Here is a 21684-nt window from a genome sequence, read left to right as displayed (position 1 = left end):
CATCATGACCTACAGGAAGTCCCCCTTGATGAAACGAACCTTGCTCGTCCTGGCCATGATGGCGTTGGCCGCCTGCAATACGCCCGCACGCATCGTCCCGCCGGACGACCAGACCGTTGAAGACGGCAAGCGCGCCCTCGACCAGCTTGCGCAACTGCCACCGGCGGTGGAGCGCATCCGCATCGGCGACCAGTTGCGCATCGTGCGCGATGCCGGGGAAATGCCGACGCTGTCGGCGTTCAACGTCAGCACCATCTATGAGCTGACGCTGTACACGGTGCAGACCGACGGCAAGATCAATTACCCGTTCCTGGGGCCGATCCAGGTCGCCGGGCGCCAGCCCTCGGAGCTGGCCACCGAGCTGAGCAACAAGCTCGCGCCGGTGTATCGCGAACCGCGGGTGACGGTGAACATCAACCAGGCACCCGGCAACTCGGTGATCGTCGGCGGCGCGGTGAATAACCCCACCGCCGTGCAACTGGGCACCGCCAACACCCTGGAGCAAGCCATCGTCGGTGCCGGTGGGGTCAACCCGTCGGGCAACGCGAGCATGGTCGCGCTGCTGCGCGAAGATGCCCAGGGCGCCTATCACGCCTACTTCCTGGATTTCAGCCAATACCTCAAGCCCGGTCCCAACGGACGTAAACCGGTGCACCTGCAACGCGGTGACGTGGTGTTCGTGCCCAAATCCAATGTGGGCGAACGCATCCAGGGCGTGGATACCTACTTGAACCAACTGATCCCGTTCACCAAGTCGATCGGGGTTGGCTACAACTACACCCGAACCAGCGGCGGCAATAACTGAAGGAGCGACATCCCATGATCGAGATCCGTTCTTTTCGTGATCTTCTGCGCCTGTTCTTCATCTTTCGGCACGAGTTCAAACTGGCGGCCATCGCGGCGCTGGTGATCATCCTGCTGGGGGCCTTTTTGCTGCCGGCCAAGTACGAATCCACCGCGCGCCTGCTGGTCAAGCCGGGGCGTGATTCGACCTTGCCGATCGAGATCAGCAACCGCCAGGCCATCGTGATGCCCAGCACCCAGCGCGACCCGATTGTCGACGAGGAGCGCCTGCTGACCGGTCGGCCAATTGTGCGCACGGTGGCCGAGCATTACCTGGAAGTGATCGCCAACGCACCGCCGCCGGAAGGCTTCTGGAAGCGCACCAAGTACTACGTCAAGGAAGGTGTGGGCGCGGTATTCGACGGGATTCGCGTGGTACTGGAAACCGTCGGCATCCTGGAAAAGACCACCCCCGTGGAGCGCCTGGCCGCCAGCCTGGAGAAAAACTTCGAGGTCAGCCACGCCGTGGGTTCCACGGTGATGGATATCAGCTTTCGCTGGGGCGACCCGGAAATTGCCCAACAAGTGGTCAAGGACTGGGTCGAGACCTACATCGCCGAACGCACCCAGGCACTGGGCCGCAAGAGCCTGTATGCCTTCTATGAAGGCCAGGTGAATACCAGCGCCACCGAGATCAAAAGCTACAAGGAGCAGATCCTCAAGCACTTGAACGAGATCGGCGCGGCGAGCATCACCGATCGTCTTGAAGACTTGTCCGAGCGCATCAATGTGCTGCGTGGCGAGACCTTCAACACCACGCGCCTGATCGCCTCGTCCGACAGCGCGATCCAGAGCACCCGCGACCAACTCAAGGGCCAACCCAAGGAAGTCACCACGGTGCGCCAGATCGCACTGAACCCGCAGCAACAGGATTTGCGTCGCCTGCTCAACCAGAAGCTGCTGGAAAAGGCCGACATGATGCGCACCTACACCGATAACGCGCCGCCGGTCAAAGCCCTGGATGCGTCGATTCGGGCGATGCAGGCGCAGGTGGCCGGTGAAAGCAACACGGTGCAAAGCTCGGAAAACCGCGCGCCGAACACCCTCGAAATTCACTTGCAGCGCGTGCTGCTGGATGAGTCGAGCAATAACCTGGCGCTGCGCACCCAACTGGTTCAGCAGCAGAAACAACTGGTCAACCTTGAGGCGCAACGCAAGGAGGCGCTGGAGATTGAACCGGAACTGACGCGCCTCTCCCGCGAGCTGAGCGCCACCGAGCGCAACTACGCGCTGTATGTGGACAACCTGGAAAAATCGCGTATCGACCGTGAGCTGGACAAGAGCCAGATCAGCAACATTGCAGTGATCGAAGAAGCCACCCTGAACCCAGGCCGGATCTTCCCGAAAACCCTGCTGATGCTGCTGCTGGCGATTCCGTTCTCGATCGTCGTCGGCCTGTTGGTGATTTACCTGTGCTACCTGCTGGACCAGCGCATTCACGACGGCGGCTTGGTGGAGCGCAAGTTCGGCCTGCCGCTGTGGACCACCTTGCCGGAGCTGGACACCAGCACCGCGCAGGGTACCAACGCATTCAATGCGAGCATTTACCGCCTGTATGGGCTGCTGCAGTTGGAACGGATTGCCGAGCACGGCATGACGTTGGGGCTGACCTCGGCACGCCATGGCGAGGGTGTGAGCTTTGTGGTCGAACAACTGCGCCAGTTGTTGCAAGAGAACGGCATCAACGTGCGGGTCGGCGGCGCGCAACCGGCGGCACCCGGCGAGCTGGTCCTGCTGGATGCCTCGGCGCTGCTGGATAACCGCGATGCCTTTATCAACCTGCGCCGCGCCGACCTGATCGCTTTGGTGGTGGAAGCGCAAAAAAGCACCGTGCCGGTGGTGGAACACGCGCTGTCGATCCTCAACACCGCGTTCGGCAAGGTGGACGGTATCATCATCAACCGGCGCAAATTCGAAGTGCCGGCCAAGGTGCTCAAAACCATCGCCAAATACCGGGGAGCGTTCTGATGCGCATCGCCCTGCTCGCGCCTTTGCCGCCGGAAAAAAACGGGATCGCCGACTACGCGAACCATTTCAAGACGGCCTTGGAGCAGTTGGGCGTGACGGTGGCGACACCGTTGAGCGGCGTGGAAGGCAGCACTGCCGCAATCCAGCAGGCGATCGCCGGGTTCGACTGGCAACGCGTGGACCTGGTCCACGCCGAGCTGGGTGGCGGGCGGTTGGGGGAGTTCCTGGCCCTGCGCGAGTTGCGCAAGGCCCATCCCACGCTGCCGCTGACCGCCACCGTGCATGACCCCGAACGCATGGTCTGGCGGCGGGAGCACCTGCCCTTTCCACTCAACCTGCTGGAGCGCCTGCCCAGCCCATTGCCGCAAGCGGCCGTGGTGCTGGCCGACCCGCTGACCTTGCGTGAAGAACGCCAGGTCGCCCAAGGCCTGACGCGGCTGATTACCCTCACCCGCCTGGGCGCCGATTGCTTGTCACAGCGCATGCAACTGCCGGCCGGCAAAGTGGCGGTGATCAACCACGCCAACCTGGCGATTGCGCCGGCACCGTTGCCCTCGCTGGACACCTTGCACCTGCTGTATTTCGGTTTTATCTACCGTGGCAAAGGCATTGAAGACCTGTTGCAGGCATTGGCCGATGCCTTCAAGCAAGCCCCCGAATTGCGTGACCGTGTGCGCCTGACCCTGGCCGGTGGCACGGCCGCCGAAATGGCGTTTGGCGCAGGCGGCAATTACCTGGAGCAGTTGAACGGCCAGATCGCCGACCTTGGCCTGGCGGGTGCCATTGACTGGCGGCTGAACCTGCCGGCGGGCGAGATTGCGCAGACGATCCAGGCGCACCACGTGATGGTGCTGCCGTACCGCGAATCAAAAAAGCTCGGCCTGCTGGGGCGCCAGCGTGGCACCAGTGGCGCGCTGTCCTGGGCCGCAGCCTGCGGGCGCGGGGCGATCACGTCGGATGCGCGCGCGTTTGCCGAAGAAGTCGCCAGCGGCAATGGCGCGATTTATCCCCAAGGTGACGTGGCGGCCTTGAGTGCACAACTGCTGCGCCTGGCGCGCACACCGACCCTGGCCCGCGACTGGGCCGAACGCGCCGGTGAAATCGGCCGCGAGCGCCTGTGGCCATTGACCGCGCGGCAGTTCAAGCAGCTCTTTGAACAGGCCATTGCAGGAGCACCTTATGGCAGCTAAACGCACGTGGTTAGCCACCCTGGCCGTGGTCGCGGCAATTGGCCTGAGCGTCTTTATGTGGGGGCGTCAGGCCGATGCCGAAAACCATGTGCTCAAGGGCAACAAGGTGGTGGTGTGGAAGGACTTTCTGGGGGTGAATGCGCAGTTCCTGTGGTTCAGCCCGACGCTGTATCAGCTGCAAATCGACCGTCTCAAGGCTCTGGGCCTGCAATGGGTGCGCCTGGATCTGCATTGGGACCAACTGGAGCCCGCTGAGGGCCAGTATCAGGTCGCGACCCTGGATCAGTTGGTCGCCAACCTGCAAACCAACCAGCTCAAATCGGTGTTCTACCTGGTGGGCTCGGCGTCTTTCGCCACTACCGCGCCGGTCGGTGCGCCGTATCAGGACCAGTACCCGCCCAAGGACCCGAATGTGTTCGCCAACCGCATGGCGTTGTTGTCGCAACGCTACCCCAGCGTGGATGCCTGGCAAGTCTGGAACGAGCCCAACCTGCTCGGCTTCTGGCGCCCGGCGGCCGACCCGGCCGGCTATGCGAACTTGCTCACCGTCAGCGCCGCCGCTTTGCACGCAGTGAATGCCAACAAACCGGTGGTGGCCGCCGGCATGGCGTTCTTCAGCGAAATGCCCAACGGCCAGACCATGCTCTCGGCCCTTGGCGCGTTGGGTGTGGCCAGTTTGAACACGGTGATTTCCTATCACCCTTACACGCAGTTGCCCGAAGGCAACGACCCGGCGAACCTGGACTTTATCGCCAGGACCACGGCGCTCAACCAGTCCCTGCGCGCCGCTGGCGTGCACACCCTGTGGAGCACCGAGTGGGGTTGGTCGACCTACCCCGGCCCCAAAGACGCCCAAGACCTGATTACCTTGCAGGGCCAGGCCGATTATGTAGTGCGCCGCGTGGCGCTGATGAGCGCGATGGATTTCGACAAGATCTTCCTGTTCACCTTGAGCGACCTCGACCAGCGCGCCAGCGTGCGCGACCAGTCTTACGGCTTGCTCGACATCGACGCCAACCCCAAGCCGGTCTACACCGCCTTGAAGAACTTTCTCGACGTCAGCGGCCCGCAACTCACACCCGGCGACCCGCCCGCCGCTGATCAATTGCCGGACGGCTTGTTCAGCATCGGCTGGACCCGCGCCGACGGCCACAAACTCTGGTATTTCTGGTCGGCCCAGGGCGGCAACGCGCACTTGCCCGGCCTTGCCGGCGCGACCCTGTACGACCCGCTGCGCGGCACGCAAACCCCGCTGAGTGGCAACGGCGGCCTGACCGTACCGGTCAAGTCGAACCTGCAAATTCTGTTATGGGATTGAGGCCTGCCATGCGCATTTTATGGATCCTGCCCTACTCACCCTGGCCCGCCACCAGCGGCGGCAAGACCCGCCAGTTCCACCTGCTGCGCAGCCTGGCCGCGCGTGGGCATCGGATCACCCTGCTGCTGCATGACAAGCACCCGGTGTCGCTGACCGACCGCCAGGTGCTGGAAGCCTTCCTCGAACAAGTGATCATCCTGCCGCGCCGCCCGCTGCGCAGCTTCAAGACCCTGGTGGCCGGGCTGCTGGCGCCCTACCCGCTGCTGGCGAGTGTGAATGGCCTGTCGGCGGGCTTGCAGGACACTTTTCAGCAACTGCTCAACGAGCATTGGGACGTGGTGCAGATCGAGCACACCTACACCTTCCAACCCTACGAAGATGCGCTGGCGCGCAAATCCCAGCCGTTCGTGCTGACCGAACACAACGTGGAGTCGGCGTTGGGCGCCGCCACCTACGACCGCCTGCCGCGCTGGGCACTGCCGTTCATTCGCTACGACCAATGGCGCTACAGCCGCTGGGAACACCGGGTGATGCGCCAGGCGGCGCAAGTGGTGGCCGTCACCGAAGCCGACGCGCAAGTGCTGGCAAAAATAGCCGGCAAACCGGTGCCGGTGGTGGTCAACGGCGTGGACTGCGATCACTTCGCCGCCGCCCGTCCCGACCCGTCGACTCAACGGGTGTTGTTCCTCGGCAACTATGAATACGCACCCAACGTGGACGCCATCGAGTGGGCGCTGGATGAGATCCTGCCCAAGGTCTGGGAGCGCTGCCCACAGGCGCGCATGAGTGTCTGCGGGTTCGGCATGCCCGGCAGCTGGCGCGAGCGTTGGAAAGACCCGCGCATTGAGTGGCAAGGGTTTGTGCCGAACCTGTTGAACCTGCAATCGAGCTGCTCGGTATTCCTGGCGCCGCTGCGCCATGGCGGCGGGTCCAAATTGAAAGTGCTCGAAGCGCTGGCCGCCGGGTTGCCCCTGGCAAGCACCGAGCAAGGTGTGTCGGGCCTGGACCTGGTGGAAGGCCTGGACTACCTCGGCGGGCAAAGTGCCGACAGCCTGGCGGACGCCGTGGTGCGCCTGCTGCAATTTCCCGAGGCCGCCGCGCCCATGGGTGAAGCCGGCCGCGCCTATGTGCGCCGTGCCCATGACTGGAGTGTCGCCGCCAGCCAACTGGAGCAGGTGTATGACTCACTGGCACCGCTCAATCAAAAGGAGCCCCTATGCGTGTAGGCCTGGATTACCGCACTGTCGGCACCTCACCGCAATCGGGCATCAGCCGCCAGGTGTATGCGCTGGAAACAGCCTTGCGCAGTTTGCCCGGCATCGAGCTTGAGCGCTTCACCGTGGCGCCGCTGGGCGATGAAACGCGCTTGCAGGCCCACTGCCCGGCGTGGGGCTGTGCGAAGACGGCCATGCATCAGCCACAGAATCGCTTGAGGTTCGAGGCCTGTTTCCTGCCCAGGGCCTTGCGTGAACAACAGATCGACCTGTACATCAGCACCTTCAATATGGGCCTGCCACTGCCACCCAAGCCCAAAGGCTTGCGCACCGTGGTGCTGCTGCACGACCTGTTCCAGATCACGTTGAACAACTACCACGCCAACCGTTTAAAGGCGTTGATCTACAAAACCAGCGATCGCCTGTCGATCAGCTATGCGGTGCACAGCGCCGACCGGGTGTGGACGCCGTCGCAGTACAGTGCCGATGAAACCACGCGGTTGTTCCCCAAGGCTGCTGGCAAAGTGCGCGTGCTGCCCAATCAGGTCGATGGTTTTATCGAACTGGCGGCGGACCTCACCGCGCGCCGGCTGCCGCCGCGTTACTGGCTGTTGGTGGGCACCCGCGAACTGCGCAAGAACGTGCCGTTTCTGGTGGAGGCCTGGCAACAGGCGCGCAGCCTCTCCCCCGCCGTACCGGAGCTGGTGTTGGTCGGCAGCCTCGACCACCTGCCCGAAGCCCAGCGCAGCCTGCCGGGGATTCGCGCCTTGAGCGGCGTGTCGGATGCCGAGCTGCACGCCTTGTATCGCCAGGCCACGCGCCTGTGGCAGCCGTCCTATGCAGAAGGCTTTGGCTTGCCGGTGATCGAAGCGCTGAGCGTCGGCACGCCGGTGGCGGTGGCCAGCGGCACCTCGCTGGATGAAATCACCCCGCCGTCGGCGCCGCGTTTTTCGCCCACCGATGGCCCGGCGCTGGTGCAATTGATGCTGGCCCTGAGCGATCAGGCGGATGAAGACTCACCCGAGCAACGTCGGCAATGGGCGCAGCGTTACAACCCGCTTGCCTATCGCCAACGCCTGGCCGAACTGATCGAGGAATTGAAATGAGATTCTCCCTGGCAAGCCTCGTCGCCATCCTGTTCGGCCTGCTGTTTGGCGCCCTCGCCTTGATGCTGTCACCGGCCAAGGCGTTTCTCGCGGTGATCGGACTGGCCGCTGCGGTGACCATTTTGCGCTTCCCGTTCTGGGGCTTGCTGCTGTTCGCCGGGATGGCAACCTTTATGCCCTACTCCACGCTCAACCTGGGTATTCGCAGTACGGTCAGCGAAGCCATCCTGGCGCTGACCTGGGGCGCGGTGCTGTGGCACAGCTTTCTGGCCCGCGTGCCGGCCACACCCAGCCTCACTCGCCGCCCCACCGACCAGATGCTGCTGTGGCTGATGCTGTTCAGCGTGTTCCCGTTTATCGTCGGCCAGGTCACCATTCACGCCGACAGCAGTGGCGTGGCGAACTGGCTGCGCTGGTTGCTGAACCTGTCGGGGGTGTTTCTGGCCGCCAAGTTGCTGGTGGACCACAAGCACCGCGAATCGTTGGTGATCGCCCTGTTGCTGGGCACCCTGGCGATGCTGGTGCTGTCGATTGCGGTGTTCGTGCGCACCCGCTCGGGCGCCGGCATTGCGCCGGTGCTGGCGCTGTTCAATTACGGCAACTTCGACACCCTCAAATTCGGCCTGGAGGCGATGTCCTCGCGCATGGGCTCGCCGTGGATGCACCCGAATGCCATCGGCGGGATCATGGCCCTGCTGCTGCCCTTGGCCTTCTGCTTCGGCATGACCGAACAGGGCTGGAAGCGTGGGTTGGGCCTGGGCGTGGCGTGCCTGGGGGCCGCCGCCTTGCTGCTGGCCAGTAGCCGTGGGGCGATGGTCAGCCTGGCGTTGGTGCTGATCTGGATGGCTACGCGCCGCGTGCCGTATACCGGCCGCTTGTTGATGATCGGCGCGGCGCTGACCGTGGCGCTGGTGATGGCTTACCCGCCGTTGCAGGACCGCCTGGCGACGATTTTCTCCTCGGATAACGCCAGTACCGAAATCCGTTTCGACGAATACCGCATGTTCCCCCAGGCGGTCGCAGCCTACCCGTTCGGCATCGGCTTCAAGGTCGACCCGCCGGTGCCGGGCACGCACTTTCTGGGGATATCCAACCTGTGGCTGAACTACGTCTACAAGATCGGCATTGTCGGCATGCTGTTGTTTATTGCCGTGACGGTGCGCTGGTGGCGTGAAGCGCGCCCGGAAAAAGGCCCGATCCGCCTGACCAAAGACAACGCGCTGTGGCTGGGCAGCACGGCCGGGATTCTGTCGGCGCTGGTCAGCGGCCTGTTTGACCACTACTTCAGTTTTGCCGTGGTGATGGTGTCGCTGTTCTGGCTGATGGTCGGCATCAATGTGCTGGAGGCCCGCCGCCTGTTTCCGGCGCGCCTGCCGCAGGTCAAGACCGTGGTGTACCGCAAGCCGCTGCTTGACGGCGTGCGGCCTTAATCATGCTCGGCTCTGCCGTCTGGCTGACGCTTGCGACCTTGCTGGGTCTGTGCCTGGGGTTCGCCCGCGAATGGCTGCTGGTGGCCGCGTGGGGCGCCGGAGAACGCAGTGACGCCTTCCTCATCGCGCTGTTTTTGCCCGAGGCGTTGCGCATGTCGTTGGCCGGTGGCGTATTGAGCGCCGCCGCGCTGCCGCTGTACCTGGCACGCAAGCACGGCGAGCGCCTTGACTGGCTGGCAGTGCTGTTCCCGGCCTTGATGTTGATTGCGCTGGTCACCAGCCTGCTGCTGACGTTGCTGGCGCCGTGGCTGGTGCAATTGCTCGGCCCGGGGCTGGCGGCCAGTGCCACGGCGCTGGCCGCCGGCAACCTGCAAATCGTCGCGTGGTGCGTTCCCGGCTTGATGCTGCATGCGCTGTTCAGTATTCCGTTGCAGGCCAGCGAGCGGTTTGTGCTGGCGGGGTTGGGCTCATTGCTGTTCAACCTGCCGCCGGTGACCTACCTGGCGTTGGCGGGCACGGCCACGCAACCGCATGCCCTCGCCTTGGCGTGCCTGGTCGGCAGCCTGTTGATGCCGCTGGCGTTGCTGCCGTCGCTCTGGCGCCAGGGCTGGCGGCCGTGGCGCTGGCAACTGTCCTTTGCGCCGCTGCGCGAGCTGGGCCAGCGCATCGGGCCGCTGTTACTGAGCAATGGCGCCAGCCAGGGCCTGGCCTTGATCGAACGGCTGGTGGCGTCGCTGCTCGGCGAAGGCGCGGTGACCTGGGTCAACCTCGCCCGCAAGCTGATGAACCTGCCGCTGATTGCGCTGATGAGCCTTAACCAGGTGCTGCTGGGCATGATGAGCCGACGCCAGGGCGATGAGCGCCTGGCCCTGCTCAAGCGCGGCCTCGAAACCGCCAGCGTGCTGACCTTGCCGGCCGGTGTTGGCCTGGTGGCGGCGGCGCCGAGCCTGGTGGCCCTGCTGCTGCCCAAACAATCGGCGGACTCACCGTTGCCGCTGCTGCTGGCCTGGTTTGCCGTGCCGCTGGTGTTCGGCGCCTGGAATGCCTTGCTTGCGCGTTATGCCTACGCCGCCGGCGATACGCGCCAGCCGCTGCGTTGCGAGCTGCTCGGCAGCCTCGTCAATGTGCTGCTGCTGGGCGTGCTGCCGTTTGTGTTTGGCCTGGCGGGTATTCCCTTGGCCGCACTGGCCGGTGTGATATGCACCGCACTGCTGCTGATGCAACGCCAGGCATTACTCAATGCTTTGCCCTGGACGCGGCATTGGCTGCTCAGTGCGCTGATGATGAGCCTGGCGGCGCTGCTGCTGTTTCCAATTCAAGGCGTGTGGCTGCAACTGGGGTTAAGCACCCTGGCCGGCGCCGTGGTGTTGCTGGGCATGGGGCTGTGGCTCAAGCCATGGCGCAAGGCATGAACGATCGGTCGGGGGCAACTGGATGAAACATCGTTGGATTCAAATGGATATCGCCAAGGGCATCGGCATCCTGCTGATCGTGTACGGCCACAGCTGGTTCGTGGCCAACTCCCTGGAGTTGCAGTATCCGATCATTGCTTCGTTCATATTGCCGCTGTTCTTTTTCCTCTCCGGGGTGTTCTTCAAGCCCGAGCAGCCCTTTGTGGAGATGGCAGTGCGCAAGGCCGATGGCCTGCTCAAGCCGTTTTTCTTCACCATGCTGGTGTACGTGCTGGTGCGCGATGTACTGCGCGGCCAACCGCTGCTGCCGGATGTCGGCGGCGTGTTGTATGCCTCGGTGGACACCATCCCCTGGCAGGCGCTGTGGTTTCTGCCGCACTTCTGGGTGGCGATTCTGTTCAGTTGGCTGATGCTGCGCCTGATCCAGCGCCTGAAGCTGTCACTGCCCGTCAGTTGCCTGCTGATCGTGGTGCAACTGCTGATCGGCATCCGGGTTTTGCCGTGGTTCTGGCAAATACCGGTGACGGTCGGCGGGCAGACCTGGACCCTGCCTGGCTTACCCTTCGGCCTCGAGATAACCCTGATCAGCAGCACTTACTTCATCTACGGCTACCTGCTGCGCGACTGGCTGCGCAGGCACGAGGGTTCGCTGCTGACGCTGGTGATTTCGGTGGTGTTGTTCGCCGCAGTGTTCCTCTACAGCCACGACACCATGGACCTGGCGCAGCGGCGCTACGACCATTGGCTGTGGACCAGCCTGCTGGCGGTGATTGGTGTGTACGCGAGCTGGTCACTGGCGCGGGTGCTGATGGCATCGGCGGTCATCACGCGGGTGATGACGTACATCGGGCAGTCCACTTTGATTCTGTTGATTTTTCATGGAGAGATTCAGCATAAGACCGTTGACCTGATGGAGCGCGTGGGCCTGCATCCGTTGCTGTCGGCGTGCATCGGTTTGGTGGTGGCGGTGGTGGTGCCGTTGCTGATCGGGGAAGTGATCAAGCGGGTGGCGTTGTTGCGGTTTTTCTACTTTCCGTTTCCGGTGCGTAAGGCGCCGAAACCTTTGGAACAACGCTGACCCCATGTGGGAGCTGGCTTGCCTGCGATGGCATCAACTCGGTTTACATGACACACCGAGGTGTCTGCATCCCAGGCAAGCCAGCTCCCACATTAGCTCATGTATGTTCAATCATCGAGTTGTGAGGCAGCGGGTTTGCTGCCGGCCTTTGCAGGCTTGGCAGGTTTACCATTCTTGGCCGGCGCAGCTGCAGCAGCAGGCTCAGGCTCAGCCGGTGCGGCGAGGTCTTTTTCAGCCTGGGGCATCTGGTCAATGGCGCTGAAAAACTCCCTCAAGTCGAGGGTATCCGGCGGCACGGTCTTCTCGAGTTTCTTCTCACCGTCCTTGCCCACCAGGATCACCTTGGTGCCACTGCCAGCGCCCAGCTTGAGGGCACGTATCAGCGCGTTGGTCTCCGGCGGCGTGAGCTTCTTGTTGTCCTTGGCATCCTTGGCGAACTTCTCGCCTTCAGCGCCGATACTGCCGAACTTAACGGTGTAGAACACCATGTTGCGTTCTTCAAAGGACTGCTTGTTGGCAGGCTCGTCCAGCTGTTTCTTGAGGGTCGCCAATGTTTCGTTGCCGGAATCAAGTTCCACCACCACCAGTGGGCGGGACTTGTTCAAGTCCTGCTTGAGTGGGTTGATATCATCCGCGGCCAACAGCGGCCCCGTAAAAGCCATCAAGGTAGCCAGGGTCAGCGACCGGATGAGCATGCGCACCTCCTTTGAATTCCATGCAGGGTTCTTGAGTTTCATGTCTGCGACAGTCAATTTCAAGGATGATTCCTACACCTCGTTAAGAAGCGTAGGTCAGTAAGCCTGCCACGCAAGGGCTCAAATGGGGTTATCAGTCATTGTTTCTTCTGATTGCGGAACCATAACGCGGCGTTCTTACTGCGGCCAATGACGTGCAAACACTGGCGCCACCACCGGGTCGGCATCCACCCGCGCCAGCGTTTGGGCAAAGCCTGGCGCGAGGTTGCTCAACGCCTCCCGTGCCGCGTCCCAGCGCGACACCGCAGCCGCCATAATGCCCAGGGCGTTCGGCACATTGCCGGGGGCGAACAACTGGTCGGCAAACTGCTCGGCGAACACCACCCAGGCCTGGTGCAGGTAACGGCGCGTGCCGCTGATCAATTGCGCCTGTGCGGCGTCATCCACATTGCCCAGCCAGCGTTGCGGGTAGTCGATAATGCCGACCGCCGAATAGCAATTGGCGGCGATGTATACCAGCCCGCGCAGGATCTGCGCACGGTTGCCGGCAAGCAGCTCGGAGGCGGGAAACTCCAGGCCCAGGTGGATCAGGATCGCGGCGCTTTCGGTCAGCACTTGCCCATCGGGCGTCACCAACGTGGGGATTTGTTTAAGTGGGTTGATGCGTGCCAGGGCATCACTGCCTTCGCTGTCTTCCCAGGAACTGGCGTCGATTCGCCGCCACGGCACCGCGCAACGCTGCAGGGCGATTTCGATCATGCAGGAACCGGATTCGTCGATGCCGTAGAGCGTGTACATGGCTGCTATCTCCTTAGCGTTGCAGTTTGGCCTGCAAGTTGGCCTTCACCGGCGGCCATTGCGAACCGATGATGCTGAACCGCACCGAGTTGCGCTTGCGCTCGTCGGGCATGAGTCATGGGAAGCTGCGCCGTCTGAGGGTGTCATCAGAGGCCAAGAGTGCAGGCGCGCCCCACGCGCAGGCAAGCGTTTTAAAACAGGCCCATTTGCCCGCCGACCAGCGTGCCGAAATCATCATTGACGAACGGCAGGATCGCGTCGGCCACCGGCTGCAATTGCCGGGTGACGTAGTGGTCGTAGTCGATCGGCGCCTGGCGTACTTCCAGCGGCTGCGGGCCGTTGACCGTGATCACATAGCTGATCCAGCCGCCGCGCTGGTACTGGCGCGGGCGCCCCAGGCGGTCGTTGTATTCATCCGCCAGGCGTGCGGCGCGCACATGCGGCGGCACGTTGCGCTCGTAGTCGTCGAGTGGGCGGCGCAGGCGTTTGCGATAGATCAGCAGGTCGTCGAGTTCGCCGCTCAAGGTACGCCGCACATAGTCGCGCACGTAGTCTTGATACGGCTGGCGATGGAAGATGCGCTGATAGAGTTCCTGCTGGAATTGCCGGGCCAGGGGCGACCAGTCGCTGCGCACGGTTTCCAGGCCTTTGTAGACCATTTCTTCGCTGCCGTCGGCGCGTATCACCAAGCCGGCGTAGCGCTTTTTGCTGCCCTCCTCGGCGCCGCGAATGGTCGGCATCAGGAAGCGGCTGAAGTGGGTTTCGTATTGCAGCTCCAGGGCGCTTTGCAGGCCGAATTCGTTGTGCAAATGCGCGCGCCACCACTCGTTGACGTGCTGCACCAGTTCGCGGCCGATGCGGCTGGCGTCATCCGCAGCATGCGCGCTGCCGAGCCAGACGAAGGTGGAGTCGGTGTCGCCGTAGATCACGTCATATCCCTTGGCCTCCACCAGTTCACGGGTCTGGCGCATGATCTGGTGCCCACGCATCGTGATCGAAGACGCCAGCCGCGTATCGAAAAACCGGCAACCGCTGGAGCCAAGCACGCCGTAAAATGCATTCATGATGATTTTAAGGGCCTGGGACAATGGCGCGTTGTGTTCACGCTTGGCCACTTCGCGGCCTTCGGACACCCGCGCGACAATCGACGGCAGGCAATGCCGGGTGCGGGAAAAACGTGCACCGCGAAAGCCCTCTACCGACTCGCTGTCGTCCGGGTGCTTGAGGCCTTCGACCAGGCCCACCGGGTCGATGAGAAAACTGCGGATGATCGACGGGTAAAGGCTTTTGTAGTCCAGCACCAGCACCGATTCATAGAGGCCGGGACGCGAGTCCATCACGAACCCGCCGGGGCTGGCCTGGGGCGGTTTGTCGCCCAGGTTCGGTGCGACAAAGCCCTGGCGGTGCATCAGCGGCATATACAGGTGCGTGAACGCCGCCACGGAGCCGCCATTACGGTCGGCCGGCAGCCCGGTGACGCTGGCGCGTTCGAGCAGGAACTTGAGCAGTTCGGTCTTGGCGAAAATCCGCGTGACCAGCTCGCAGTCCTTGAGGTTGTAGCGCGCCAACGCAGGCTTGTCCTCGGCGAACATACGGTTGATTTCGTCCATGCGCTGGTACGGCGTGGAGATGTCCTTGCCTTCACCGAGCAGGGTTTGCGCGACGTTTTCCAGACTGAAGGATTCGAAACTCCAGGTGGCCGAACGCAAGGCCTCGATGCCGTCGATAATCAGCCGCCCGGCTGCGGCGGCGAAGTAGTGGTTGCGACTGCCATGTTCGCGCCAGGCCATGGCCTCACCGCCACGGCCAAGCAGCAGCGGTACGTTGAGACGCTGGGCATGTTCGTGGAGCACGCGCAGGTCGAATTGCACCAGGTTCCAGCCGATGATTGCATCGGGGTCGTGGGCGGCCAGCCATTGGTTGAGGCGTTCGAGCAGTTGGGCGCGGGTATCGCAATAGTCGAGCTTGAAGTCCACTGCATCGGTTTTGTTTGGCGGGCCGAGCATATATACCTGACGCTCGCCGCAGCCTTCCAGGGCAATGGAATACAGATCGCCTTGGGCGGTGGTCTCGATGTCCAGGGACACCAGTTTGAGCGGCGGGCGATAGTCCGGCGCAGGTTTCATCTGCGCCTCAAGCAAGGTGCCGCTGGCATCCGGCGTACCGCCGAACCACACGGGCGCGGTGATGAAGCGCTCCATCATGTAACGCTCGGGCGGGCGCACGTCGCCTTCGTAAACGTCGACACCGGCGGCGCGCAGGCGCTTTTCCAGGTCCATCAACTGGCGGTGCTGGCGGGTGTAGAGACCCAGGACGGGACGATGGTGAAAATCGCACAATTGCAACGGGCGCAGTTCGATGTCGCGCTCGCCCTTGAGCAACCAGTCGAGCGGCTTGCGATGGGCTTGCGGGATAAACATCACCGAGGTTTGCACGGGTAGGCGCACACAGCGTGGGCCCTGGTCGGTGGCCAGCCAGAAACTGACCTCCGTGCCCGCCGCCGTGTCGCGCCAATGCCGGGTCAGGACAAAACCCTGCTGTAAATCCACCGTACCGCACCTCAGGAATCGCTTTCAGGGCGTGATTCTACTCGGCATCCGGGCAAACGCGATGGGCGATGGCATTAACCTTTGCGTTTGTACTCCGCGCCGGGTCCATCGCCCTTGCCCAGGCGGCCGAAGACGCGCCTGCCGAACGCACCTTCGCCGCCGCTGGTCGGCAGCTCGCGCCTGCGCGGACAACGATTTCACAAAACGGTTGCGAAATATTAATGACAATTACTATCATTCGCGCCGGAGTCGTATCCGCGCAGTGAGGAAGCGCAACGTTGTTGCCCTTTTCCTCACATTGACGGTTCGCCGTCCGGATCGACCATGCCCTCCTGCAACCGAATTTCTGCGCCGTTTCGCCCTGCCCTGCTTGCCCTTTGCTGCTCCCTGAGCCTGGCTGCTCATGCGGCAACCCCAGATGCCAACAACCGCCCGGACGGCAATACACTGGAATTGGGGGCCACCACTATCAGTGCCGACGCACCTGCACCGAATGCATTGCCGCCGGTTTACGCCGGTGGCCAGGTCGCGCGCGGCGGCCAGTTAGGTGTGCTGGGTAACCAGGACATCATGGACGCGCCGTTCAGCATGTCCTCCTACACCGAAAAGTTGATCCGCGAGCAGCACGCGCAAACCGTCGGCGACGTGCTGCTCAATGACTCGTCCGTGCGCCAGGCGTCGGGCTATGCGAACCAGGCTCAAGCCTTTGTGATTCGTGGCCTGCCGCTCAATGGTGACGATATTTCGTTCAACGGTTTGTACGGCATTCTGCCACGCCAGATCATGTCCACCGATGCCCTGGAACGGGTTGAAGTGTTCAAAGGCCCCAACGCGTTCATCAACGGCGTCACACCCAGCGGCTCCGGCATCGGCGGCGGCGTCAACCTGCAACCCAAGCGCGCTGATGATGTGCCTTTGCGCCGTTTGAGCACCGATATCAGCAGTGATGGCCGGGTGGGTGAACACCTGGACGTCGGCCAGCGCTTCGGCGAAGACAACCGTTTTGGCGCGCGGGTGAATATTTCCCAGCGCGAAGGCGACACCGCCATCGACGACGAAAGCCAGCGTTCGAAGCTGTTTTCGATCGGCCTGGACTATCGCGGCGATGCCCTGCGGGTGTCCGGCGACTTTGTTTATCAGAAGCAGCAGGTCAATGGCGGACGCAACACGGTGTTGCTCGGCAATGGGCTGACCCATATCCCGAATGCGCCGTCGGCCGACACCAACTACGCGCCGAACTGGGGCACCACCAGCCTGGAAGACACCTTCGGCATGTTGCGCGGCGAGTATGACCTCAACGATAACTGGACCGCCTACATCGCCGGCGGCGCCAAGCACACCAACGAGCTGGGCCGCTATTCGTCGGTGACCTTGAGGGACACACTGGGCAATGCCACAGTCAGCGGCTCGAACATTGCGCATCAGGAAGACAACACCAGCCTGATGGCTGGCCTGAACGGCAAATTCCAGACCGGCGCTGTCAGCCACAAATTGAACCTCGGCTTGACCGGCATCTGGACCCAAACCCGCAACGCCTTTGACTTTGCCTCCGGCAGCCAGCCGACCAATATTTACAACCCGGCCGATGTGAGCGCTCCAGCCAAAGGAGGCTTCACTTCCGGCAGCGACCTGAACGACCCTGGCATCACCGCCAAGACCTTCGCCCGCAGCGCGGCGATGTCGGACACCTTCGGTTTTATGGATGACCGCTTACTGTTCACCGCCGGCCTGCGTCGCCAGGAGCTGGTGGTTCAGGGCTACGCCTACGGCACCGGTACACGCACCGCCAACTACGCCAAGGGCATCACCACGCCGGTGTATGGCCTGGTGTTCAAGCCGTGGGAGCATGTGTCGCTGTACGCCAACCACATCGAAGGCCTGGCGTCAGGGCCGACTGCACCGTCTACCTTCAGCAGCGCCATCGTGACCAACGCCAACCAGACGTTTGCACCCGCGCGCTCGAAACAGACCGAGGCCGGCGTCAAGGTCGACATGGGCACCTACGGCGCAACGCTGGGTGTGTACCGAATCGAGCAGCCGACCCAGGGTTTTTCCCAACTGAATGCGGACGGCACCGCGACCTTTGTCTTCCAGGGCGAGCAAGTCAACAAAGGTGTGGAGCTGAACGTCTTCGGCGAACCCGTCAGCGGCTTGCGCCTGCTGGGCGGCGCGACAATCATCCACACCGAAGTCAACGGCACGGCAAACGGCGCCAACGACGGCAACCGCGCCATTGGCGTGCCGTCCTTCCAACTTAATGCCGGCGTGGATTGGGATGTGCCGGGCCTGCAAGGCGTGAGCGTCAATGGCCGTATGCTGCGTACCGGCGGCCAGTATGCCGATGCGGCGAACAACCTCAGCCTGCCGGCCTGGAACCGCTTCGATGTAGGCGCTCGCTACAACTTCAAGGTGGCCCAGCGTGATGTAAGCCTGGGCGCGACGGTGGAGAACGTGGCGAATACCAAATACTGGGAATCGGCGCTGGGCGGTTACCTGACCCAAGGTGATCCACGTGTGGCCAAGTTCTCGGCGACGGTGGATTTCTAAACGGGTTGTAACCACCTGAGCCAGCGGATTTGCGCATCGCTGGCTCAGGCGCGGCGGGCCTGGTTCAGGTAATTTTCGATGTTGCCCATTTGCTCGTCCCAGCCTCGGGAATTCATCCTGAAGGCTTTTTGGCGACGGGCTTCGGGCACTGCGTCAAAACCGGATTCGACTACCCGCAGCACGATGCCGGGCGCGCGGTCTTCGAGGGTGAACTCTACCAGGGTCGGTGTTTCGTGGTCGTAGTCGACGCCCTTCTCCACAGCGTAAGGGTGCCATCTGAATGAGAACAGGGTTTGGGGCAGGATGCGCACGATTTCCGCCTTCCACACCACATGTTCGTAGCCTGGGTAGGTGATCGGCGCCTCGATGGTTTTTCCAGCGGTAAAGGTTTTACCCTTGAGGGCGACTCCGAACCACTCGCCAAATTGCTCGGCATTGGTAAGCGCTTCCCAGATTTGTTTGCGTGGTACGTTGAGCAGGACTTTTCGTTCGATGCGATCTAATACATGCATAAGTCACCTCCTCCATTGACAGTAGGCGACAACAAACAATGCGCAACCTCAGGTTGTAAGCAATGATGATTGTCTCCGTCCTTAATCAGGCAATACGTGTATGACTGACCCGCTGAATGGAAGTTGCTTCTGCAAAGCCGTGCGCTATCAAATCGACAGCTTGGACATGCCCATCAGCCACTGCCATTGCGACAGTTGCCGCAAGGTGCATGCAGCCGCATTCGTGGCCACGGCCGGAGTCATGCGCGAGCACTTTCGCTGGATGCAGGGTGAGGCGCTGCTGTCGTCGTTTGAATCTTCACCGGGCAAGCTCCGGCATTTCTGCTCGCGCTGCGGCTCTCACCTGATGGCTGAGCGTCGGCATCAGCCCCATGTGATTGTGCGGGTGGCGACGCTGGATGATGACCCTGGCGTGCGGCCCACCTCGCACATCTGGACGGCCCATGATGTGCCCTGGCTTGCTTACGCAGGCGTAGAGCACTGGGATGAGTGGAAGACTTGACTAGACGTGCGGGTCACCGGGCGCCTTCGCGGGGGTCGCATATTGCGGCTTGAGATGGCCTTCCTGATCCAGCAGCCAGGCGTCCATGATCTGCCGCACTACCGGGCCTGCCACGCGGCCACCGGCCTCGCCGTTTTCGATCATCACCGAGATCACAATTTTCGGATGTTCGGCGGGCGCAAAGCCGACGAACAAGGCGTTGTCGCGATGGCGTTCCAGGGTCTTGTTGCGGTTATAGCGCTCACCCTGCTTGATCGCCACCACCTGCGCAGTACCACTCTTGCCGGCGATCCTATATTGAGCACCGGCCGCCGCCGCACGGGCGATACCACGGGGGTCGTGCATCACCAGTTGCATGCCGTGGTTGACCTGCTCCCAATCACGCGGGTCCTTGAGCACCACGTTAGGCATCGGGTTCTCGTCCACCGGCGGCACGCCGTTGATGGTCTTGGCCAGGTGCGGCCGGTTCCACACACCTTTGTTGGCGATCAATGCAGTGGCTTGGGCCAATTGCAATGGCGTGACCTGCATATAGCCCTGACCAATGCCGAGAATCACAGTTTCGCCCGGGAACCAGGGCTGACGCCGCGTCGCGCGCTTCCAGGCCTGGGAAGGCATCAGGCCGGCTGATTCTTCGAACATGTCGAGGGAGACTTTCTGACCGAGGCCGAACTCGGCCAGGTAGTCGTGCAGGCGATCGATACCCAGCTTGTGGGCCAGGTCGTAAAAGTAGGTGTCGTTGGAGCGCATGATGGCTGCGTCCATGTCCACCCAGCCGTCACCGCTGTGGTTCCAGTTGCGGTATTTGTGATCAAAGTCGGGCAGTTGGTAGTAACCGGGGTCGAACACTCGGGTTTGCGCGGTCACCACGCCACTGTCGAGGCCGGCGATGGCCACTTCCGGCTTGATGGTCGAGCCGGGCGCGTAAAGGCCGCGTAGCACACGGTTGAACAGCGGTCGGTCGATGGAGTCGTGCAGCGCGGCATATTCCTTGAAGCTGATGCCGGTGACGAACAGATTCGGGTCAAAACTCGGCTTACTCACCATGGCCAGCACTTCGCCGGTTTGCGGGTCGAGGGCCACTACCGAACCACGGCGATCGCCCAAGGCCTCTTCCGCGGCTTCCTGGAGCTTGACGTCGAGGCTCAGCACGATGTTTTTGCCGGGGATCGGGTCGGTATGCTTGAGTACGCGCAACACGCGGCCCTGAGCGTTGGTCTCGACCTCTTCATAGCCGACATGGCCATGCAGCTCGGACTCGTAGAAACGCTCGATACCGGTCTTGCCGATGGACTGGGTACCGCGGTACTCCACCGAGTCGAGGGCCTTGGATTCTTTTTCGTTGATTCGACCAACGTAGCCAATCGAGTGGGCAAAATGCGCGCCCAACGGGTAATGCCGCACGAACTGCGGTTCGACGTCGACGCCCGGCAAGCGGAACTCGTTAACGGCCAGCACGGCAATCTGCTCTTCGGTCAATTCGTAGAACAGCGTCACCGGCACAAACGGATGACGGGCTTGCTTCAACGCCTTGTCGAATACCGCGCGGTCTTCGGCGGGTAAATGCAACAGGCTGACGATAGCGTCCAGCTCGCCCTTGAGGTCAGTGGTGCGCTCACGAGTGATGGTCAGGTTGTAGCTGGGACGGTTGTCGGCCAGCACCACGCCATTGCGGTCATAAATCAGCCCGCGCGTCGGCGTTATCGGCAGTACATGGACCCGGTTGTTCTCGGAAATCGTCGAGTGATAGTCGTACTGCACCACCTGCAGGAAATACATACGCCCGACCAGGGCGCAGGTAATACCAATCACCAACAGTGCGCAGGCAAGCAAGCGCTTGTTGACCAGGCGGTTTTCTTTTTCGTGATCCTTGATCGGTATCGGTTCAGGCATTTCTACAGCATCTCGTTGAAGAAGGTCGACGCCGCATCCTGCGGGTGAAATATCCATCCTTGTGAAATGTGCTGCACCTTACCAAAAATGCAGAAACACTTTGCATTGATTTCCCCAACGGCATGGTGTTTTGTCAGACAAGCACCGATTTTGTGCTCGAAAAGGCCTCAATCCCGGAAGTGCGATCACTCCGATGCCCCTCCAGTGTTGTGCAGGGCGCGTGTGAGGATGGCGGTCTGGAGGGTGCCGATTGAGCTGATCAAGGCGCGGAGGCTTCGAAGTCGCTTGGCGCTTTTCGACCGCCCAAAACAAAACCCCTGATTGCGTTAGCAATCAGGGGTTTCGGAATTTAATCTTGACGATGACCTACTCTCACATGGGGAAACCCCACACTACCATCGGCGATGCATCGTTTCACTACTGAGTTCGGGATGGGATCAGGTGGTTCCAATGCTCTATGGTCGTCAAGAAATTCGGGTACTGAGTCGTAGCCAGATGGCTTCGCTTCAGCAAATTGGGTATGTGACAGCTTTCGGTGTTTTGTGAGCGTCGAACTTTCGGTTCATCTCGTCTTCACACACCGCAATCTGATGCTCTTTCGAGTAGTCAAATTGCTTGGGTGTTATATG

At 62.1% G+C, this 21684-nt stretch carries 16 protein-coding genes, 1 rRNA gene and 1 pseudogene; 11 read left to right on the top strand and 7 right to left on the bottom strand.

Annotated features, from left to right (window positions below; translation table 11 throughout):
• The first annotated feature begins 28 nt into the window (after nucleotides 1–28).
• The 9 genes from BLV67_RS20225 to BLV67_RS20185 are packed head-to-tail and all read left to right on the top strand — an operon-like array spanning nucleotide 29 to nucleotide 11559.
• Nucleotides 29–805 (top strand): polysaccharide biosynthesis/export family protein, encoded by a 777-nt coding sequence (locus BLV67_RS20225; RefSeq protein ID WP_058420822.1) that lies wholly within the window; start codon nucleotides 29–31, stop codon nucleotides 803–805.
• A gap of 14 nt (nucleotides 806–819) precedes the next feature.
• Nucleotides 820–2811: a GumC family protein gene (locus BLV67_RS20220; RefSeq protein ID WP_065930256.1), complete on the top strand. Its 1992-nt coding sequence runs from the start codon at nucleotides 820–822 to the stop codon at nucleotides 2809–2811.
• Complete coding sequence (locus tag BLV67_RS20215) at nucleotides 2811–4001, top strand: glycosyltransferase (protein WP_069786936.1); 1191 nt, start codon at nucleotides 2811–2813, stop codon at nucleotides 3999–4001. Before BLV67_RS20220 ends, BLV67_RS20215 begins: the two co-directional genes overlap by 1 nt.
• Nucleotides 3991–5319 (top strand): beta-galactosidase, encoded by a 1329-nt coding sequence (locus BLV67_RS20210; protein ID WP_069786935.1) that lies wholly within the window; start codon nucleotides 3991–3993, stop codon nucleotides 5317–5319. The genes BLV67_RS20215 and BLV67_RS20210 overlap by 11 nt, the downstream gene beginning before the upstream one ends.
• A gap of 8 nt (nucleotides 5320–5327) precedes the next feature.
• Nucleotides 5328–6545, top strand: coding sequence for a glycosyltransferase family 4 protein (locus BLV67_RS20205; protein ID WP_069786934.1), 1218 nt, complete (start codon nucleotides 5328–5330; stop codon nucleotides 6543–6545).
• Nucleotides 6536–7639 (top strand): glycosyltransferase family 4 protein, encoded by a 1104-nt coding sequence (locus tag BLV67_RS20200; RefSeq protein WP_069786933.1) that lies wholly within the window; start codon nucleotides 6536–6538, stop codon nucleotides 7637–7639. The genes BLV67_RS20205 and BLV67_RS20200 overlap by 10 nt, the downstream gene beginning before the upstream one ends.
• On the top strand, nucleotides 7636–9069 hold the full coding sequence (locus BLV67_RS20195; RefSeq protein ID WP_069786932.1) for an O-antigen ligase family protein: 1434 nt from the start codon (nucleotides 7636–7638) through the stop codon (nucleotides 9067–9069). The genes BLV67_RS20200 and BLV67_RS20195 overlap by 4 nt, the downstream gene beginning before the upstream one ends.
• Before the next feature lie 2 nt (nucleotides 9070–9071).
• Nucleotides 9072–10481, top strand: a complete 1410-nt coding sequence (locus BLV67_RS20190) for a lipid II flippase MurJ (protein WP_069786931.1) — start codon at nucleotides 9072–9074, stop codon at nucleotides 10479–10481.
• A 22-nt stretch (nucleotides 10482–10503) separates the two neighbouring features.
• Nucleotides 10504–11559 (top strand): acyltransferase family protein, encoded by a 1056-nt coding sequence (locus BLV67_RS20185; protein ID WP_069786930.1) that lies wholly within the window; start codon nucleotides 10504–10506, stop codon nucleotides 11557–11559.
• Nucleotides 11560–11666: 107 nt separating this feature from the next.
• On the opposite strand, the gene BLV67_RS20180 is transcribed toward BLV67_RS20185, so the two are convergent.
• The 4 genes and pseudogenes from BLV67_RS20180 to BLV67_RS20170 form a co-directional block, all read right to left on the bottom strand.
• Nucleotides 11667–12254, bottom strand: coding sequence for a DUF4174 domain-containing protein (locus BLV67_RS20180; RefSeq protein ID WP_069786929.1), 588 nt, complete (start codon nucleotides 12252–12254; stop codon nucleotides 11667–11669).
• Nucleotides 12255–12431: 177 nt separating this feature from the next.
• Nucleotides 12432–13052, bottom strand: coding sequence for a glutathione S-transferase N-terminal domain-containing protein (locus BLV67_RS20175; protein WP_065930264.1), 621 nt, complete (start codon nucleotides 13050–13052; stop codon nucleotides 12432–12434).
• Nucleotides 13053–13065: 13 nt separating this feature from the next.
• Nucleotides 13066–13167, bottom strand: a pseudogene (locus tag BLV67_RS32620) (GNAT family N-acetyltransferase); the annotation flags it as partial.
• A 76-nt stretch (nucleotides 13168–13243) separates the two neighbouring features.
• Complete coding sequence (locus tag BLV67_RS20170; protein WP_069786928.1) at nucleotides 13244–15601, bottom strand: DNA polymerase II; 2358 nt, start codon at nucleotides 15599–15601, stop codon at nucleotides 13244–13246.
• A gap of 324 nt (nucleotides 15602–15925) precedes the next feature.
• Between BLV67_RS20170 and BLV67_RS20160 the strand changes: the two genes are divergently transcribed.
• On the top strand, nucleotides 15926–18148 hold the full coding sequence (locus tag BLV67_RS20160; RefSeq protein WP_069786926.1) for a TonB-dependent receptor: 2223 nt from the start codon (nucleotides 15926–15928) through the stop codon (nucleotides 18146–18148).
• A gap of 44 nt (nucleotides 18149–18192) precedes the next feature.
• Here BLV67_RS20160 and BLV67_RS20155 read toward each other — a convergent pair whose 3' ends face one another.
• Nucleotides 18193–18660: an SRPBCC family protein gene (locus BLV67_RS20155; RefSeq protein ID WP_069786925.1), complete on the bottom strand. Its 468-nt coding sequence runs from the start codon at nucleotides 18658–18660 to the stop codon at nucleotides 18193–18195.
• Nucleotides 18661–18760: 100 nt separating this feature from the next.
• Between BLV67_RS20155 and BLV67_RS20150 the strand changes: the two genes are divergently transcribed.
• On the top strand, nucleotides 18761–19162 hold the full coding sequence (locus BLV67_RS20150; protein WP_069786924.1) for a GFA family protein: 402 nt from the start codon (nucleotides 18761–18763) through the stop codon (nucleotides 19160–19162).
• Here the strand turns inward: BLV67_RS20150 and mrdA are convergent, their stop codons facing one another.
• On the bottom strand, nucleotides 19163–21055 hold the full coding sequence (mrdA, locus tag BLV67_RS20145) for a penicillin-binding protein 2 (RefSeq protein ID WP_056858820.1): 1893 nt from the start codon (nucleotides 21053–21055) through the stop codon (nucleotides 19163–19165).
• Between the two features lie 353 nt (nucleotides 21056–21408).
• A 5S ribosomal RNA gene (rrf, locus tag BLV67_RS20140) occupies nucleotides 21409–21524 on the bottom strand.
• Between the last annotated feature and the right edge of the window lie 160 nt (nucleotides 21525–21684).

It is taken from the genome of Pseudomonas salomonii (genome assembly GCF_900107155.1).
GTDB classification, from domain to species: Bacteria; Pseudomonadota; Gammaproteobacteria; order Pseudomonadales; family Pseudomonadaceae; genus Aquipseudomonas; species Aquipseudomonas salomonii.
Note: the sequence above shows the minus strand (reverse complement) of the source record. Positions and strands in the feature narration are given on the sequence as shown.

Coding starts and splice junctions, on each gene's coding strand:
- BLV67_RS20215 (WP_069786936.1), top strand. CDS start 2,811: ATGCGCATCGCCCTGCTCGCGCCTTTGCCGCCGGAAAAAAACGGGATC.
- BLV67_RS20160 (WP_069786926.1), top strand. CDS start 15,926: ATGCCCTCCTGCAACCGAATTTCTGCGCCGTTTCGCCCTGCCCTGCTT.
- BLV67_RS20195 (WP_069786932.1), top strand. CDS start 7,636: ATGAGATTCTCCCTGGCAAGCCTCGTCGCCATCCTGTTCGGCCTGCTG.
- BLV67_RS20155 (WP_069786925.1), bottom strand. CDS start 18,660: ATGCATGTATTAGATCGCATCGAACGAAAAGTCCTGCTCAACGTACCA.
- BLV67_RS20200 (WP_069786933.1), top strand. CDS start 6,536: ATGCGTGTAGGCCTGGATTACCGCACTGTCGGCACCTCACCGCAATCG.
- BLV67_RS20190 (WP_069786931.1), top strand. CDS start 9,072: ATGCTCGGCTCTGCCGTCTGGCTGACGCTTGCGACCTTGCTGGGTCTG.
- mrdA (WP_056858820.1), bottom strand. CDS start 21,055: ATGCCTGAACCGATACCGATCAAGGATCACGAAAAAGAAAACCGCCTG.
- BLV67_RS20220 (WP_065930256.1), top strand. CDS start 820: ATGATCGAGATCCGTTCTTTTCGTGATCTTCTGCGCCTGTTCTTCATC.
- BLV67_RS20205 (WP_069786934.1), top strand. CDS start 5,328: ATGCGCATTTTATGGATCCTGCCCTACTCACCCTGGCCCGCCACCAGC.
- BLV67_RS20210 (WP_069786935.1), top strand. CDS start 3,991: ATGGCAGCTAAACGCACGTGGTTAGCCACCCTGGCCGTGGTCGCGGCA.
- BLV67_RS20180 (WP_069786929.1), bottom strand. CDS start 12,254: ATGCTCATCCGGTCGCTGACCCTGGCTACCTTGATGGCTTTTACGGGG.
- BLV67_RS20185 (WP_069786930.1), top strand. CDS start 10,504: ATGAAACATCGTTGGATTCAAATGGATATCGCCAAGGGCATCGGCATC.
- BLV67_RS20175 (WP_065930264.1), bottom strand. CDS start 13,052: ATGTACACGCTCTACGGCATCGACGAATCCGGTTCCTGCATGATCGAA.
- BLV67_RS20150 (WP_069786924.1), top strand. CDS start 18,761: ATGACTGACCCGCTGAATGGAAGTTGCTTCTGCAAAGCCGTGCGCTAT.
- BLV67_RS20225 (WP_058420822.1), top strand. CDS start 29: ATGAAACGAACCTTGCTCGTCCTGGCCATGATGGCGTTGGCCGCCTGC.